9 protein-coding genes and 1 pseudogene are annotated in these 15,005 nt (G+C 64.3%); 3 read left to right on the top strand and 7 right to left on the bottom strand.

The genetic code is table 11. The features are described from left to right. Positions 1–54: 54 nt before the first annotated feature. The 4 genes from glgB to BXE_RS22900 form a co-directional block, all read right to left on the bottom strand. Positions 55–2,265: a 1,4-alpha-glucan branching protein GlgB gene (gene glgB / locus BXE_RS22885; protein ID WP_011490512.1), complete on the bottom strand. Its 2,211-nt coding sequence runs from the start codon at positions 2,263–2,265 to the stop codon at positions 55–57. Further along, the gene (treS, locus tag BXE_RS22890; RefSeq protein ID WP_011490513.1) at positions 2,258–5,722 is read right to left on the bottom strand and encodes a maltose alpha-D-glucosyltransferase; all 3,465 of its coding nucleotides are present in this window, start codon (positions 5,720–5,722) and stop codon (positions 2,258–2,260) included. Before treS ends, glgB begins: the two co-directional genes overlap by 8 nt. Further along, complete coding sequence (locus BXE_RS22895; protein ID WP_011490514.1) at positions 5,719–9,159, bottom strand: maltotransferase domain-containing protein; 3,441 nt, start codon at positions 9,157–9,159, stop codon at positions 5,719–5,721. The genes treS and BXE_RS22895 overlap by 4 nt, the downstream gene beginning before the upstream one ends. A 467-nt stretch (positions 9,160–9,626) precedes the next feature. Then, complete coding sequence (locus tag BXE_RS22900) at positions 9,627–10,289, bottom strand: DUF1345 domain-containing protein (protein ID WP_040124155.1); 663 nt, start codon at positions 10,287–10,289, stop codon at positions 9,627–9,629. Between the two features lie 479 nt (positions 10,290–10,768). Between BXE_RS22900 and BXE_RS48060 the strand changes: the two are divergent. Together BXE_RS48060 and BXE_RS22910 are read left to right on the top strand one after the other, a co-directional pair. Beyond that, positions 10,769–10,956, top strand: a pseudogene (locus BXE_RS48060) (cytochrome c); the annotation flags it as partial. A 198-nt stretch (positions 10,957–11,154) separates the two neighbouring features. Beyond that, the gene (locus BXE_RS22910) at positions 11,155–11,892 is read left to right on the top strand and encodes a metallophosphoesterase (protein ID WP_171912495.1); all 738 of its coding nucleotides are present in this window, start codon (positions 11,155–11,157) and stop codon (positions 11,890–11,892) included. Between the two features lie 31 nt (positions 11,893–11,923). Here BXE_RS22910 and BXE_RS22915 read toward each other — a convergent pair whose 3' ends face one another. Both BXE_RS22915 and BXE_RS22920 read right to left on the bottom strand, forming a co-directional pair. Beyond that, the gene (locus tag BXE_RS22915; RefSeq protein WP_011490518.1) at positions 11,924–12,625 is read right to left on the bottom strand and encodes an RES family NAD+ phosphorylase; all 702 of its coding nucleotides are present in this window, start codon (positions 12,623–12,625) and stop codon (positions 11,924–11,926) included. Next, complete coding sequence (locus BXE_RS22920; protein WP_011490519.1) at positions 12,622–13,059, bottom strand: MbcA/ParS/Xre antitoxin family protein; 438 nt, start codon at positions 13,057–13,059, stop codon at positions 12,622–12,624. Before BXE_RS22920 ends, BXE_RS22915 begins: the two co-directional genes overlap by 4 nt. A gap of 86 nt (positions 13,060–13,145) precedes the next feature. On the opposite strand from BXE_RS22920, the gene BXE_RS22925 reads away from it, so the two are divergent. After that, on the top strand, positions 13,146–13,820 hold the full coding sequence (locus tag BXE_RS22925) for a hypothetical protein (RefSeq protein ID WP_011490520.1): 675 nt from the start codon (positions 13,146–13,148) through the stop codon (positions 13,818–13,820). 249 nt (positions 13,821–14,069) lie between these two features. Here BXE_RS22925 and BXE_RS22930 read toward each other — a convergent pair whose 3' ends face one another. After that, positions 14,070–14,921, bottom strand: coding sequence for a LysR family transcriptional regulator (locus BXE_RS22930; protein WP_011490521.1), 852 nt, complete (start codon positions 14,919–14,921; stop codon positions 14,070–14,072). Between the last annotated feature and the right edge of the window lie 84 nt (positions 14,922–15,005).

A 15,005-nucleotide genomic window follows, 5' to 3' on the forward strand; every position in this document is an offset into this window, starting at 1 on the left:
GAGCGCGCGGCGCGAAATTGACGCACGCCGCGCGCTCGCCTTACTGCACCTGCGTCAATCCGCGCGCAATACGATCGTCGCGAGCGGCGGCAGCGTCAGTGCCGCGGAATGCGGCCAGCCGTGGCTCGATTGGGAGTCGGTATGGATCAGCCCGCCGTTGCCCATGTTCGAGCCGCCGTAGACGCCGGCGTCCGTGTTGAGCACTTCCACCCAGCGTCCGCCGCGCGGCATGCCGATCCGGTAACCGAGCCTCGGCACCGGCGTCATGTTGCAGACCACGACGAGTTCGCGGCCGGCGCCGTCGGTGCGGCGATAGGCGAAGACGCTGTTGCCGCTGTCGTCGCCGATCAGCCATTCGAAGCCGCCCGGCTCACAATCGAGCAGATACAGCGCGGGCTCGTCGCTATACAGACGGTTCAGGTCGCGCACCAGCATTTGCACGCCGTGGTGATTCGAATCGTCGAGCAGATGCCAATGCGGTGACGCGTCGTGATTGAATTCCGCCAGCTGGCCGAATTCGCCGCCCATGAACAGCAGCTTCTTGCCCGGGTGCGTCCACATGAAACCGAAGTACGCGCGCAGGTTGGCGAACTTTTGCCACCTGTCGCCGGGCATCTTGCCGAGCAGCGAGCCTTTGCCGTGCACGACCTCGTCGTGCGAAAGCGGCAGCACGAAGCGCTCCGAATACGCGTACACCATGCCGAACGTCATGTTGTGGTGATGGTATTGGCGGTAGACCGGATCTTCTTCCATGTAGTGCAGCGTGTCGTGCATCCAGCCCATGTTCCACTTGAACTGGAAACCCAGGCCGCCGTCTTCGACACGCGCCGTCACGCCCGGCCATGCGGTCGATTCCTCGGCGATCGTGATCGCGCCCGGCACACCGGGCACATAGCCCACTTCATGATTCAGGCGCTTGAGGAAGGCGATCGATTCGAGATTCTCGCGGCCGCCGTAAATGTTCGGCACCCACTGGTCGGCGGCGCGCGAATAGTCGCGATACAGCATCGACGCGACCGCATCCACGCGCAAACCGTCGACGTGATAGCGCTTGAGCCACGCCAGCCCGGAGGCGATCAGGAACGCGCTCACCTCGTTGCGGCCGAGGTTGTAGATCATCGTGTTCCAGTCCTGGTGATAGCCTTCGCGCGGGTCGGCGTGCTCGTAGAGCGGCGTGCCGTCGAAGTCGATCAGGCCGTGCGCGTCGTTTGGAAAGTGCGCGGGCACCCAGTCGAGGATCACGCCGAGTCCGGCTTCGTGCGCCTTGTCGACGAATCTCGCGAACTGCTCGGGTTTGCCGAAGCGCGCCGACGGCGCGAATTGCCCGAGTGGCTGATAGCCCCACGATCCGCCGAACGGATGCTCCGCAATCGGCATGAACTCCACGTGTGTGAAGCCCATGCTTTTCACGTACGGAATCATCCGTTCCGCGAGCTCTTCCCAATCGAGCCCGCGCTGGCCTTCTTCCGCGACGCGCAGCCAGGATTCGGCGTGCACTTCGTAGATCGAAATGGGCGAGCGCGCGGTCTGTTTGCCGGCGCGCGACTGGATCCACTCGTGATCGCTCCACGGAAACTGCTCGACCTCGTCGACATGCGCGACGATCGAGGCCGTACCCGGCGGCTTCTCGGTTTGCATCGCGCACGGATCGGCCTTCAACGGCAGCGGATGGCCGTCGCGCGACAGCAGTTCGTATTTGTAGCGCGTACCTGGCCCGACCCGTGGCACGAACAGCTCCCACACGCCGGCCTGATGCCGCAGCCGCATCGGATGACGGCGGCCGTCCCATGCATTGAAGTCGCCTACCACCGAGACGCGCCGGGCGTTCGGCGCCCACACGGCGAAGCGCACACCCGGCACGCCGTCCACTTCCATCGGGCGAGCGCCGAGACATTCGAGCACTGCATAAGGGTCGCCGCCCGCGAGCCGGCCGAGCGGCTCATCGCCGAGAACGGGACCGAACGAATACGTGTCCTCGATTTCCTGCACGACGCCATGCCAGTCGATGCGCAAACGGTACGGCGCCGCGGACGTGATGCGGCCGGCAAAGAGCCCCGGCCGCAGTTGTTCGAGCTCGCCGAGTAACGCACCGTCGGCGCGAGAAATCACACTGACGTGCGCGGCGTTCGGCAACAGCGCGCGCACCACCGGACCCGCATCCGTGTGATGCAGCCCGAGCTGCGAAAAAGGATCGGGGTGGCGCGCTTCGACGAGCGCGTCGATATCGAGCGGTTGGAGGCCTGCGGCCGGATCATGCTCACTCATAGTCGCCCTCGGCCGGATTAGGCGGTGTGGCGGCGCCTGGCGCCTGGTTTGAGGAATCGTGGCCCGGCGCGCCGGTATCGCCGAGCAGGCGGCTGGTGAGCGCGGCAAGGCCGCGTACCGGCAGGCTGAGCCACGTCGGGCGGTTGGCCGCTTCGTAACGGATTTCGTACGCGGCTTTTTCGATCAGGAACAGATCGAGCAAGGCCTGTTCGGCTTCGGGCGCGACGAGCGGCGTTGCCGCTTCCGCAGCGGCCGCGCGGTACTCGTTGAGGAACTTCTCCGCGGCATGCGCGCGGAAACGGTCGAACAGCGCGCGCTTGCGATCGGCGGTCTGTTGCGGCGCGGCTTCCGTGGTGGATTGCGCGGCCGCGCTGGCATATGAGAGCGAGCGCAGCAGACCGGCCACGTCGCGCAACGGGCTCGATTTCTGACGACGTTGTTCGAGCGTCCGTGCCGGCTCGCCTTCAAAGTCGATCAGATACGCGTCGCCCTGCGCGACCAGCACCTGGCCGAGGTGGAAATCGCCGTGAATGCGAATGCGCAGCGCGCCCGCGTTGGCGGAAACCAGCGAGTCGACAGCGGCAACCAATGCCGCACGACGGTCTATCAGGCTCTGCGCCAGCGCCCGGGTTTCCGTATCGCTCATCTGCTCGATACGCGGCGCGAGCAGATCCAGCGCGCTGGCGAGCATGGCCTGCGTGCCGTCGACCCATGCCTTCACCTGCTCCGCGCTGGCGGGTTCCGGCGCGAATGCCGGGTCGTCCGTCGGCGAGGCGAGCGCCACGTGCAGTTCGCCCAGGCGTCTGCCGATGATGCCGGCCAGCGTGCTGTAGCCTTCCACCAGAATCGCCTCGTTGGAACGGTCCGGCACCGACTGCGTTTCGGTATCGACGGCAATGGCGAGTTCGTCCACCGAGCGGCGCAGATAGTCGAGCGACCAGTTCCACGCGTCACCCTGATTGTCGATATAGCCTTGCAGAATGCAGAGGGTGTGCGGCACGCCTTCCGGATCCACGCGCACCACTTCGCCATACAGCGGCGCGGTGTTCGCATAGCCCAATTGCGTCAGATAGCGGCTGATTTCGGCTTCCGGATGAATGCCGCTCACGAGACGGCGCACCAGTTTCAGCACCGCGGCGTCCGCGATGATCAGCGAACTGTTGCTCTGCTCCGCCGCGAGCCAGCGGATCTCGGGCCGTTCGCCGAGTCCTTCGAGTTCGGCGAAACGTTCGGTCGGCAGGAACCTGATTTCGCTCTTCTGCACGGTCGGCACCACGGCGCGTTCGCGCAGCTTGCGCATCACGCCATGAGCGAAGATCGGCAGGGCGAACGCGTCCGTCAGATGACCGACATTGCGGCCGCGTCGCACGCGAGCCAACGCCAGTTGCTTGAACAGCGGGAAAGTGGTTTCGCCGCCCCACGTAATCGCGATCGGCACCACGTAGCGTTCGGTATGCTTGCCCACGTCCGCTTCGATTTCGGTGAACGCAAAGCCGCCGTTCGGAATCGTGGTCAATGCCGCGAGCCGCACCGCATTGAGCTTCTGATCCTTCGACGCAAACCAGCGGCGCCGGCTCAGCCATGAAGGCAGCACTTCCGATTCGAGCAGGCGCACGTTCTCCGGCGTCGGACCGACCTGGCCTTCGCGAATCACGATCGTGACGAATTCAGGCAGCGGCTCAGAAGGCGCTTGAGCCCAGGTAGGACGTTGGCCGCCGGGGCACAGCATGAACCACAGGAAGCCGTACGGCGGGAACGTCAGCAGATACGTCAGTTGGCCGATCGGCGGGAACACGGAGTCCGCGGTCATTTCGATCGGCACGGAGCCGTCGAATTCGGACAGATCGAGCTCCACCGCTTGCGGCGCGCGCGAGAGATTCGCCACGCAGAGAATCGGCGGCTCGCCCGGCATCTCGCGCAGGTACGCGAGAATCTTGCGGTTTTCCGGCTTCAGGAAACGGATCGTGCCGCGCCCGAAAGTCTGCTTCGCGCGACGCGTGGCGAGCATGCGCCGGGTCCAGTTCAGCAGCGAATGCGGGTCGCGGCTTTGCGCTTCCACATTCACCGCGTCGAAACCATACAGCGAGCCCATGACCGGCGGCAGCACGAGTTGCTCAGGGTCGGCGCGCGAAAAACCGCCGTTGCGGTCCGATGACCATTGCATCGGCGTGCGCACGCCGTCGCGGTCGCCGAGGTGAATGTTGTCGCCCATGCCGAGTTCGTCGCCGTAATAGATCACGGGCGTGCCGGGCATGGAGAGCAGCAGCGAATTGATCAGCTCGATACGGCGGCGGTCGCGTTCCATCAACGGCGCGAGACGGCGGCGAATGCCGAGATTCAGGCGCGCGCGGCGATCGCTCGCGTAGGTGTTCCACAGATAGTCGCGCTCGGAATCCGTGACCATTTCCAGCGTCAGTTCGTCGTGATTGCGCAGGAAAATCGCCCACTGGTTCGTTTCGGCGAGGTCCGGTGTTTGCCGCATGATGTCGGTGATCGGGAAGCGGTCTTCGCTCGCAATCGACATGTAGATGCGCGGCATCAGCGGGAAGTGGAACGCCATGTGGCATTCGTCTTCGTCGCCGAAATATTCCTTCACGTCTTCCGGCCACTGGTTGGCTTCGGCGAGCAGCATCCGGTTCGGATATTCGGCGTCGATCGTGGCGCGAATCTTCTTGAGCACCGCGTGCGTTTCCGGCAGGTTCTCGTTGTTGGTGCCTTCACGTTCCACCAGATACGGCACCGCGTCGAGCCGTAACCCGTCGATGCCCATATCGAGCCAGAAGCGCATGACCTGCAGCACCTCCCTCAACACGGCCGGATTGTCGAAATTCAGATCGGGCTGATGCGAGTAGAAGCGGTGCCAGTAATACGCGCCCGCTACCGGATCGTGCGTCCAGTTGGACGGCTCCGAATCGATGAAGATGATCCGCGTTTCCAGATACTTCTGATCGGTGTTGGACCACACGTAGTAGTTACGGTGGTTCGAACCCGGCTTCGCGCGGCGCGCGCGCTGAAACCACGGATGCTGGTCCGACGTGTGGTTGATCACCAATTCGGTAATCACACGAATGCCGCGTGCGTGCGCTTCCTGAATGAAGCGCTTTACGTCGGACAGATTGCCGTAGTCCGGATGCACGTTGCGGTAATCGGCAATGTCATACCCATCGTCGCGCCGTGGCGACGGATAGAACGGCAGCAGCCAGATCGCGTTCACACCGAGTTCGGCGATGTAGTCGAGCTTCGCGATCAGGCCGGGAAAGTCGCCGACGCCGTCGTTGTTCGCGTCGAAGAATGACTTGATGTGCACCTGGTAAATGATCGCGTCTTTGTACCAGAGCGGATCGTCGCTCAAGGCCGCGGGTTTGCCGCGCCGATGCGTGCGCGCTTTCGCGACGCCGCCGGTGGCGGCGCTCGAGTGGGCTTGCGACGTGGTTTGGGCTGGATCGTCACGCTTCATGTCGCACCTTCCGTTGGGGTTGGGTTGCCAGCGTCTGCGTGATAGTCGCTGTCGGCTTCATCCGGCCGTTCGGCGGGCAAGCCGCCGAGCGGCGCGATGCGCCAGATCGAGAACGGCTGGCCGGACCCTAACTGGACATGCTGCCAGCGGCCGTGCCATTCGAAACGCGCGCCGGTCATCTGATCGGTGACTTCCAGCGGGCCATGATCGGGCAGATTCCATTTCTGGAAAGTCTCCCACGACAATTCGATATCCGCGCCCTGTTCGTTGAACGGGTCGAGATTGATCGCGACGACGATCACGTTGTCGCGTGATTCGGTCGCCTTCTCGAAGAACAGGACGTTGTCGTTGTGCGCGGGCAGGAACGTCAGGCCGAGATGTGTTTGCAGCGCCGGATTCGCGCGGCGGATCCGGTTCAGCGCGCTGATCTCGCCGACAATGTTGCCGGGCCGGTTCCAGTCCCACGCGCGCAACTGGTACTTCTCCGAGTCGAGATATTCCTCGCTGTTCGGCAATGCCGCCGCTTCGCATAGCTCGAAACCGCTATACACGCCCCACAAGCCGGCCAGCGTGGAAGCGAGGGCCGCGCGAATCAGAAAGCCCGTGCGCCCCTGCGATTGCAAATGCCGCGGGTTGATATCCGGCGTATTGACGAAGAAGTTCGGCCGGTAGGAGTCGCGCGCACCGGTTTGCGTGAGCTCGGTCATGTACTCGATGAAATCGCGTTTGGATTCCCGCCACGTGAAGTACGTGTACGACTGCGAGAAGCCGATCTTGCCGAGTCGATTCATCATGCGCGGCCGCGTGAAGGCTTCGGCGAGGAAGATCGTGTCGGGATAGCGCGCGCGGATATCGCCGATCACCCATTCCCAGAACGGCAGCGGCTTGGTGTGCGGATTGTCGATGCGGAAAATATGTACGCCCGCTTCGATCCAGAACAGGAACACGTCCCTCAGCGCGAGCCATAAATCCGGCTTGGCGTCGTGCGCATAGAAGTCCGGGTTGACGATGTCCTGATACTTCTTCGGCGGATTTTCCGCGTAGCGCAGCGTGCCGTCGGGGCGCCAGGCGAACCACGTCGGATGCTCCTTGAGCCACGGGTGATCCGGCGAGCATTGCACCGCGAAGTCGAGCGCGATTTCGAGGCCGTGCTCATGCGCGGCGGCGAGCATCGCCTTGAAGTCGTCTAACGTGCCCAGTTGCGGATGCACGGCCGTGTGGCCGCCTTCCACGCCGCCGATCGCATACGGGCTGCCCACGTCGCCCGGCTGCGCGTTCAGCGTGTTGTTGCGGCCTTTGCGATTCGCCACGCCGATCGGGTGAATCGGCGGGAAATACAGCACGTCGAAACCCATGTCGCGAATGCGCGGCAGTTTCTTCGTGACATCGGCGAAGGTGCCGTGGCGCGATTCGTCGTCGCTCATGGAACGCGGGAAGATCTCGTACCAGCTCGCGAAGCGCGCTGCGGTGCGGTCCGCATCGATCTTGTAGATGACCGGATCGCGGCTCAGGAACGGCCGGTGGCGCGCGGCGGTCATCGCCCTGGCCGTGGTCGGCGCGAGCAGCAGCGCGAGCTTCGTTTCAGCGTCCGCCTTGGTGAATTCCTTGACGATATGTTCGAGCGGCGCCGTGACCGCGCCTTCCGAGGTTTCCACTTCGGCGAGCACCAGCGCGAACAGATGCGCGGCTTCGTCGAGTTCGAGTTCGACGGTCTGTCCCGCCTTCAGCTTCTTCTGAATATGCTCGACCAGCGAAGCGAAATCGTCGCGCCATGCGATCACTGTGAATTCGTGACGACCCAGGCGTTCGAGCGGAATGCGCGCTTTCCAGATATCGAGGCCGGCGGGTTCGGCCGGCGTCATCGGCACTTCGTGCCAGGCGGTTTCGTCGGCGGCGCGCCAGATCACGGCGGCGGCAATCTTGTCGTGACCTTCGGCGAAAATCGCGGCGGTGATTTCAGCGTGTTCGCCCACGGTGCGCTTGGCCGCGAAGCGGCCGTTGTCGACCGAGGGCGTGACGCTCTCGATCGCCACGCGCGGCGCGTTGATCGCTTCGAGCACGGTCTTGCGGCCGCTGCGCTTGCTGTTCGCTTTGTCGATGGGCGGCGCGAGACGGATCGGCTTCTCCGCGACCGCGCGCAACAGGCGGACTGCGCCCGGCGCGAGCGTGAACGGCGTGAGCGTGGCGGGCGAAGCGTTGGCGGGCGCGTCGAGTGGTACAAAGCGCGTGAAGTTACCCGGCACGCCCGCGAGGAAGCGGGCGGGATCGACGCGCAGCGGCGCCCCGAGTTCGGGATTGATCGCGATCAGGACGGCTTCACGGGCATCGCGCAGGTCGGGTTGGTCGGCGCGCAGCAATATCGCCGCCGGTGCACCGGGTCCGCTCAGTGGTCGCAGTTCGCCGTTGGCGTGCAGTGTCTTTGTGTTGCGCACCACCTGGTTGACGTGCGTGATGCGTTCCGAGAGATCGAATTGTTTGGCCTGGGCAGCGAGGGCGAACTGTGAAGCATCGCCGCGCGTTTGCGACATCGGCTCGGTGATGCCGTATTCGAAACCCATCGGCATCATCCAGCCGGTGCCGATCGCCACGGACGCGAACAGCGCGCGCCGGTAAGCCCGCTCGACGATGGCCGCGTCGTGCGCATCGCTCAATTCGGCGGCGAGGCGCGTGCCGTAGGGCGCTTCGGGAAACGCGATCGGCGCGCCGATGCGCGCGAGCGCGGCGTGTTCCTCGACCATCCAGCTCGAGCGGAAGTCCCACCAGCGCACCGACGAAAACACACTGTCGAAACCCGCGCCTTCGAGGCCGCGCAGATCCTCGCGGGCGAGGCCCGGCGTGGCGGCGAGAAAACGCACCTCGGGATGCTTCGCGCGAACCGCGTCGCGCAACTGGCGCCAGACGGCGCCCGGCACGCGATGCGGCGAATCGAACCGGAAGCCGCCCACGCCGGCGTCGGCGAGCGTTAGCAACTGCTGCGTCCACCAGCCGGCCAGTGCGGCGCTGCTGCCGGGGTCGTTGAAGTTCGCATACGCGACGTTGTCCTCGCGATGCACGTGGCGCGGATCGAGCCGCGCCTCTTCAGACTCGAACGGGTGGAACCAGTCGGCATGTTCGGCGTATAGCGCGCCATCGGCGGCCATCCGGTCGATCACCAGATCGGCCAGCAAGGTCAGGCCGTTCTGGGCGGCGGCGTTCGCGAGCGTGCGAATTGCCTCGGTGGCGGGCTGTTGAGCCTCGAATACCGGATGCAAACGGGCGTGATTGCCCACCACCTGTCCGTGGCCGGCTTGTCCAGGCTCGAAGAGGCTGCCGATCAGCGCATGATCGAAGCCCAGCCCGGCTGCATGCGCGAACTGCGCAGGCCATGCATCGAGCGGCCCAACCAGAAGTGAATGAAAAAAGTAGATCCGCGGCGCGTACCCGTTCGGAGATTCCATCGGTCGTTTCCAGATTCGTCCTGCTGCGGTGTGGATGCAAGTGGCATGCGATCACAACGCTCATTGGGCTTCCAGAGCCGGATACCGCGCAATGCATGAAGCGAAGGCGCGTACCGGTCAATGTAGTGCAAAGATCGTCACGCCGCTTGCCAGTAAGGGGTGCTTTGACGCCAGGCGTCGATTACACGGGCCGGCCAGATCGATTCGGAAGACGCAGCAAACGCTGTGCCAGTGCGGCACGGACACGGCGATGGGCGGGGTGGGGGAGCGTCGCGCAGTACGCTTGGCAGGAAGATGCGACGGCGGGGGCGAGAGGCTGGTGCGCGCCGTGAATGGCTGCCGCGTGTAAAACGGGCGGGGGCCGGCCGGGATTTACATGCGGTCCGTCATGGGTAGCGCGAGCACCGCAAAAGGCGGAGTTTTATGTGGCAGCGACGCCAGCACGCAGCGCGCTCGTGCCGGCAGCTTTACGAGCCGAGCAGGCCCGCTGCGATGTTCACGCACAAGCCGAGTACGGCGACGTTGAAGTAGAACGACAGGACGGATTGCGCGAGCGTGGCGCGGCGAATCGAACGCGAGCGCAACACGACATCCGATGTCTGCGAGGCCACGGCAATGGTGAACGAGAAATACAGGAAGTCCCAGTAATCCGGCTGGAGCGCTTTGTCGGGAAACAGCAGCGGCGTTTCCGTTAGATCGGGATCGTAGTAAAGGCGCGCGTAGTGCTGTGTGAAGATGGTCGGGATGAGGAACCACGCGCCGAACATGGTGAGTCCCGTCAGCGCGTAGTGCCAGACCGTGGAAGCACCGGCTGTTCCCTTCGCCGACGCCAGTTCCAGCACGATGGCGGCAATACTCGCAATGGTCGCCACGCAGATCACCATGAGCACCACGCCCGCGTTCTCGTCGTCGCGGCGGGCGGATTCGCGCACGCTGCCTTCGTCGGCGACGGCCATGTACACCCAGATCATCGCCAGATAACTCCAGATGGCCGCGTCCCAGCCGGCCAGCACGCGAACCATTGGCCGAGGGTGTCCCGGCATGGCCAGCGCTGCGATGATGCCGAGCGCAAGGCCGACCAGCATGCGCGGCCGATTGCGAAGAACCGGCGGAATATATTTTGTGAACATGAATGGTGTGTGAACGGCTCCGGTGTCGCGGATTCTACTCGTGCTGCGGCCGGTATTTGTCGAATCGACAGGTCACAGGCTATGTCTTTCGCAACGCGCTTGCGTGCCGCTTTCAGTTGAAAGGCGAATGGCAGGCGGCAGTTTTTTCGCCATGCGTGCCATGCCATGCAGGTGGTTTCATACGGATGTCATCAGCACGACGTAGCCCGGCTCGTATTGAGTTCATGCGGGCTCGTAAGACCGCTCGAGCGGCGCCGGACCAGGTTTGGGGTAGAGGAATCGACGCCACGCGCGAACGGCATCACGCCGGGACCGTGCGGCAGGTTGAGAACGACTCACCCTCTGGAGTTCCCATGACAGATGTTCCCGAGAATAATGATGCGCACCACGAAGTGACGCATCCTGCAGCGTCGTTGTTGTTGTCGTCAGATTCGTTTTCAGCGGCGCGCAGAGCGTGGGTGCCCGGCGCATGCGCCGCAGCCGCGCCCGGCCGTGCCAACGCGGCCGGCCCAATGGCCGAAGTGGTGACGGACAGCACGCAATAACTGACGCGCGAGGATCTCGGCTCGATCGTCGCCAACTGCGCGAGCTGCCGTAGCTGGACGGGCCAGGGTGTGGGCGCGAGCGCGCGGGGGCGTATCCGTCGCTGATTCACAACTCGGCAATCCGCAGTCGTCCGTGACGGCCGGCCAGGTCGCCAGACTGCGTACTCAGCAATAATGACCGCGCAGATGGCTTGTTTCCGGTAAGGCCTGCCGCGAATCCGCCAGTTTTGCGTTTATTTACGTCGTTCTCGCTCTCCACGGCGCCAGGATACGATGGGCAGCGCGCATACACGTCACGGATGCCGCATTATCATGGACTCATGGCTTCCGTACTCGTCAATCCCGTTGAACATCACCCGGCCAACCGGAGCGGTCGCGACTTCGTGGTCGGCGATCTGCATGGCTGCGTCGATGCATTGCGCTATCTGCTGCGCGTGATTACGTTCGACCCGGCGCGTGACCGGCTCTTTTCGGTCGGCGATCTGGTGGACCGCGGCGAGCATTCCGAACTCGCTTTGGCCCTGCTCGACAAGCCGTGGTTTTTTGCCGTGCTCGGCAATCACGAAGACATGCTGTGCGCCGTCGCCGATGGACGCGTGCGGCGCCAGTGGTGGTATGGCATCGGCGGTCTATGGGCGGCGCAATTATCCGACGAACGCTTGCAGCACTACGCGGAGGTTTTGCGCGGCTTGCCGCTCGCGCGCGTGGTCGGCAGCGGCAAGGAGCGTTTCAACGTGCTTCACGCGGAATTCTTCGGCACGGACGCCGAACTCGACGCGGGGAATTTCTCCGCCGAAACCCGCCAGCAATTGCTGTGGGGACGCGAACTGGCGCTGGGCAATGGCGATCCGCAGCGGCAGCGCGGACTCTCGCTGACCTATTGCGGCCACACGCCGATGCGCGACATCAAGCAGGTCGGCTCGCAGGTGTTTATCGACACCGGCGCGTTCGGGCCGGGCGGCAAGCTCACGATCGTGGAGCCGCTGGCGTTGCGCCGCTGGTCGATCTCGGTCGAAGAGGCCCGCGCGGAAGGCGCGGCAGCGCTGGCGCTGCCTTGACGGCCTATGCGTTGGCGCCGGATTTGTCGGTCTAGCCTACCTGGTTGAGCTCGAACACGATATCCACCTGCTTGCCGTTCCAGTTGTATTCCAGATACGCAGCATGATGGCAGTCGCGCAGAAGCGTGGTGCTGAACGCGGCGAGGCATTCGCCTTCGTCGTCCCGTACCGATGGATACACGATACCCGGCGCACCCGCCTCGCGGATGGCTCGGCCGAGCGACTGCCCGGCCAGATAATCATCCGGCGACAGCACCGCGAGATCCACCGACTCATCTCCGCGAATGTCCACCACATTGCCTTGCGCGACGACGGTGTAGAGACGCATCTGCTGGCGCATGGGCGGCTCGGCCGTCGCCTCCAGAAATTTCCCCGTGTGATAGCGCGTTTCGGCGATTGCGGTGGTGCGCGAGCGGGCGCAATAGAACACGCCGTACGTGCCGTCCGAGAAGCGGCTGCCGAGCGGATTCAGGTGTGTCAGCGCGGCCATGATGGGCCCGTAGCCCGGCCCGAAGCGGCGCTCTTCGCGCGGCACCAGATCGAGTTCGCCGACCTCGGTGCGCAGGCGGTCGTTGGTCATGGCTTCGAGCGCGTAGAGCGCGTCGAAATCTTCCGGTGAGGCGACCCGGTCGAACAGATTGACGGCCGGAAAGCGCGTCGGAATCACGCGATATGCGGGTGCCCAGTCGAGCTGCGTAGTACGCCAGCGGTCCTGCCAATGCGGTTGTGTCACGCCCAGCCGCCTCGCATTGCGTCGAGATACTGGCGCACGGCCACGAGGTCGCTGATATTGCCCGCCAGCATGCGGTCCAGCGCGCGGCGGCCGCCGAACGGCGGCGCGCTGTTGGGACGTTTGATCCAGGTGTCGGCGGTGCTGGCTTGCGGCAGCAGGATTTGCAGCGCCTTGTAGATACCGAGCAGCAGCGACAGGCGTTCCAGCGTGTCGCGCCCGAGGCGGGCCGTTTCAGGCGCCGCTTTCCATTTGAAGTAGGTGGAGCGGCCCGGCGAGCCTAGCAGCACGATCTGCTCTTCCGCGCTCAAGTTCCAGTCGCGAGCGATATTGAAGAACGCGCGTAGACCCGCCGCGGACATTTCCGTCAGCGTGGGCGCGGAAGACGGCCGACGAATCGGCTCTTCGGCTTGGGTGGCACGAGCAGCGTGAGCCATGAATGGGTGAGTCCTTATTTGTACTTAAATTTAATACTAGTCTAAATATGGATTTTTGCAAGGGAATATAATCCCCGGCTCGCGGTATGACAGTCGAAGATCAGGAGAAGCAGGAGATGAGGGTTCGAGCGGTAGCAGCAGGGGCGGCGCTTGCCGTGTGGTGTATGTCGGGTGCGGCCGTGGCTGCCGGTTATGCCGAGGTGTGGAATCCGCCCGAGGAGACCGGGCACACCACGAAGCAGGCCGGGAAAAAAACCGGGCCGGCCACCACCGGAGGCACGTCTGCTGTCGGCTCGAAAGGCGCTTCAAAGGCCGCTCCGCAGCATATGGCGGGCGCTGGGCATGCAGCGTCGAGCGTTGCGTCGGCACATGGCAACAAGCCCTCGGCGCACGCAAGCGTCAAAAAGGTGGCGGCCAGCGGCATCACGAAGAGCAAGACCCAGGCAGCAGGCGCGAACAAGACCCAAAGGAAAGCGGCCGTCATGACGCAGAGTAAAAAGCCGAACGCACAGGTCGTTCAGGCAAAGCCCGGGCAAGGCAAAGTCGCGCAGGCCAATCTGGTCCCGCGCAGGACAGCTCATCCGCCAGCGGCCAAAGTCGCGGCGAAATCTGATGCCGCAAAACCGGCCGCATCTGGCGTGAACGTGCCGGCTTTGTCGGCAAACCCGGCGCCGTCCACGAAAGTTGATGCCAATCCGGCGAATGCATCGAGCAATCCCGCTACAGCCAGCAGCGGCTCGCTGCCGCCGATCATCCACTGATTTCGAGCGCAGGCCGCGCGTTAGCGCTACATCATGACGGGCCGCGTTGTGCCGCTGATGAATGCATCACGCGCCGCAGTATGGCTTCGCGCAGCCAGGCAGCTTTACGCGGACGGCCGCCTTTCTTGCCATTCTCGCGTGCTGCCGCCGACTTCGCCTCGGACTTGACGCTGCCGCCGCTACGGCCTATATCGCGCATCCACGCTACCGTAGCCGCTTGGGTTTTTGGCTGAAATCCATCCTGATACCTCAAGCGCTCGCCAACCCGTTCGTCACCAGCCGCAACGTTTCCAGCGACCGCTCGTCCCTGACTCGCGAATGCAGCGTCACGCGTGATTGCGGCAGCAGTGGCAAGCCTAGCCGCGGGCCGACATCGACCAGGCCGCGCGGCGCGACCCGGCGCGCCAGCGGCGACACCGCAAGCCCCGCCGCCACAGCTGCGCCGACGGCCGCCACCCCGCCGCCGACGAACACCTCCTGCCACCCAATGCCGGCTTGCGCGAGCGTTCGCAGCGCCACGTCGCGCACATTGCACGGCGGGCTCAACAGCGCCAGCGCCAACGGCTCGCCGACTCGGGGCAACCACGCCGGCGTGGCGAGCCAGCCGAGCGGTTCGGTAAACAGCGCCTGCGCGTCGCCGCGCGGCGGTTCGTCCGCGCCATAGCGGATGATCACCGCGTCGAGGCGCCGTTCGTCGAATTGCGCGAGCAGCGCGGCGGAGGTGCCCAGATGCAGTTCGATCACCAGTCCCGGATCGTGCGCATTGAGCCTGCCGAGCAGAAGCGGCAAGTCCGGTCCCGCGACGTGCTCGCTGAGCCCCAGCGCGAGCCGCCGGCGCTCCACCGACAGCGAACCCAGCGCGCGTTCATGCGCGTTGAGCAGCTCGCGTGCGGCGTTCAGGAACGCGTTGCCGTCCGCGGAAAGGCGCACGACTCGCGGCGTACGCTCCAGCAATGGCTTGCCGAGATGAGCCTCCAGCCGTTTGAGCTTCAGGCTGACGGCCGATTGCGTGGTGTCGAGCGCGTCAGCGGCACGCGTGAAGCTGTGCAGGTCGGCGACCAGAACGAACGCGCGGACGGCATCGAGATCGAGAACTTTCATTTCAAATCAATATAGATGAAATCATCAATGATGTCTGTTTATTATGATTGGGCGAGCCTAAGCTGTGTTGACCCAATCAACGCA

The sequence above is a fragment of the Paraburkholderia xenovorans LB400 genome, from assembly GCF_000013645.1.
Taxonomy (GTDB): Bacteria; Pseudomonadota; Gammaproteobacteria; order Burkholderiales; family Burkholderiaceae; genus Paraburkholderia; species Paraburkholderia xenovorans.